The organism is Candidatus Similichlamydia epinepheli (assembly GCF_003056015.1).
This window is the reverse complement of sequence record NZ_PPEU01000101.1, coordinates 1-2,227: the sequence shown is the minus strand read 5'-3', so window position 1 is coordinate 2,227 and position 2,227 is coordinate 1. Positions and strand designations below refer to the sequence as shown.

Below are 2,227 nucleotides of genomic sequence, written 5' to 3'. Positions count from 1 at the left end.
AGTTACTCCTAATTGAAGGAGAAGATCTTTATTTTTCAAATGACCAAACTCATGCGCGAGAACGCCTTGGATCTCATCTCTTGACAACCTCTGAATTGTACCCTTTGTAATTCCAATAACCCAATTGGAAGGAGATGTCCCTGCAGCAAAAGCGTTAATTTCTTGATCTGGAAGAATGTAAAGTTTAGGAACCGGAAGGTCAGCTGCGATTGCTAATTCTTCAATAAGATTCCAAACAATCCTATGAGTCGGGTGGTTAGTATCACGGGGAATCAGTTCGCCATTCAAAGACTCGGCAATTGTAGTTCCTCCACCTAAAAAATAATTTAGATAACTTAAGATAGCCACAGATGTAGTCTGGTGGTTGGCTTTCGAATAAGTCAATCCCGTGTGACCATCGCCACAACATTTCCGCAATACCACTAGCCATGAAAAGTACTGCTGAAAAGGCAAAAAGGCAATGAGTTGTTTGCCTCCTAAGGATATCTTGACGTTTCCAAAAAGACATTGTTCGATACCTAGAATTGAACACGAACAGGTTCCCTCATCTCATCTGATGAGAGAGGATAGAAATCCATTGGGTGATGGCCACCTAATCCTGCTATCCATTTAGACGGAATACGCATCTGACTCTCATTGTAATACATAACTGCATCATTGTAAGCTTGCCTAGCAAAGGCGATGCGATTCTCTGTTGAAACCAATTCTTCATGCAGATGTTTCATGTTTTCAACAGAACGAAGGTCAGGATATTTTTCTACGACAGCAAAAAAATTTTGAAGAGTTCCAGAGAGTATCTGATCCGCTTGTGAAAGCTTTTGTATGCGTTGTGCATTTAACTCTCCTTGAGTCGCAGATAGAGCCTGTACAGCACAATTACGAGCTTGAATTACACTTTCCAGTGTAGATTTTTCGAAGTTCATAGTAGTACGGGCAGTCTCAACTAAGTTCGGAATTAGATCATAACGCCTTTGTAGTTGGACATTGATTTGATGCCATTGATTTTGTGCCCTAGCCTTGTAATGTTCAAGGCTGTTGTACAAGTGGATAATTCCAGTTAACGAAGCAAGAACCAGAAATATCGTAGCAATAATGTAAAATCCCATGGGTATAAACCTCCTTATCTCTTCTTAGGAAACAATCTCATCCAAAGAAGTATGTCTCCAACTGCCAAGAGGCAATTTACCTAGTTGATAGTTGCCTATTTGGACTCGGATCAATTCGTGAACAATTAGACCAGCTGCAGCTGCAAATAATCGCACTTCATGTTTTCTACCTTCTGCGACAGTCACACGTACAGTATTTCTACGAATTTTACGCACTAATAGTGGAGCCCTATGCTTGCCATCTATTTCTGTTCCTGAAGACAACCTTTCAAGATCACTTGCAGTGACATCACGGTGTGTTTTTAAAATATAATGTTTTTTCACTCCAAAAGATGGGTGCGCAATCCTGTGGCAGAAATCACCATCATTAGAAAAGAAAAGAAGACCAGAAGATTCAATATCTAGTCGTCCAACATATAAGAGCTTATTGTAATGAGATGGCAAAAGAGAAAATACACCTTTCCCACGACTCTTACTCGAACATTCATATCCTCTCGGCTTGTGAAATGCTATGTATGTTAAAGAGGGCCTTTTAGGAAGAGGAATTCCATTTACTAATATGACATCATGCTCACTTACATTTCTGGCTGGAGATGTTTCGATAATATTGTTGACTATTACCTTTCCTTCCATGATCAACTGTTCACTCGATCGACGAGAGGCTAACAAAAATTTCGACAAACCAAATACACAAAATAGACAGGTTCTTTGATACACTGTAGCACAACATATATGTTGTGCTACAGTGTATCAAAGAACCTGTCTATTTTGTGTATTTGGTTTGTCGAAATTTTTGTTAGGCTCTCGATCATTCCTTGGAGGTATTCTCATGAGCATGCAAGACCAAAGAGACGAATCGACTCTTCCCCTTCATGAAAGTGAACCAGTCGGTATCCGTCATTGTAAAAGAAGAATCGCATTTACCGTATTTGGGTTCTTCACACTTTTTTGTTTAACCCTTGGCATTGGATTTCTACATCAAAATAGTACTCGAGCAAAAATGGATGCCTATTTCCAAGCTCGTCGTGTTGTCGATATGTGGGACAAAGAATTCAGTAAGAGAAAGGCTGTTATTCGTAAATCGAATGAGCTTCCGAAGTGGGCCCTCTCATCAGATTTAA

The 2,227-nt window shown here is 39.8% G+C and carries 4 protein-coding genes; 1 reads left to right on the top strand and 3 read right to left on the bottom strand.

Annotated features, from left to right (window positions below):
- The 3 genes from GCCT14_RS04495 to GCCT14_RS04485 form a co-directional block, all read right to left on the bottom strand.
- The coding region (locus GCCT14_RS04495) for a M48 family metalloprotease (RefSeq protein WP_192875507.1) at nt 1-348 on the bottom strand (348 nt) is incomplete at its 3' end.
- Nucleotides 349-518: 170 nt separating this feature from the next.
- Nucleotides 519-1,106: a LemA family protein gene (locus GCCT14_RS04490; RefSeq protein WP_108624400.1), complete on the bottom strand. Its 588-nt coding sequence runs from the start codon at nt 1,104-1,106 to the stop codon at nt 519-521.
- A gap of 24 nt (nt 1,107-1,130) precedes the next feature.
- On the bottom strand, nt 1,131-1,787 hold the full coding sequence (locus tag GCCT14_RS04485) for a pseudouridine synthase (RefSeq protein ID WP_157952614.1): 657 nt from the start codon (nt 1,785-1,787) through the stop codon (nt 1,131-1,133).
- 148 nt (nt 1,788-1,935) lie between these two features.
- Between GCCT14_RS04485 and GCCT14_RS04480 the strand changes: the two genes are divergently transcribed.
- Nucleotides 1,936-2,227: hypothetical protein (locus GCCT14_RS04480; protein ID WP_157952613.1), on the top strand; the 292-nt coding region annotated here is incomplete at its 3' end.

Excerpts from the sequence above, each read along its gene's own strand:
- GCCT14_RS04490 (WP_108624400.1), bottom strand. The coding sequence starts at position 1,106 with ATGGGATTTTACATTATTGCTACGATATTTCTGGTTCTTGCTTCGTTA.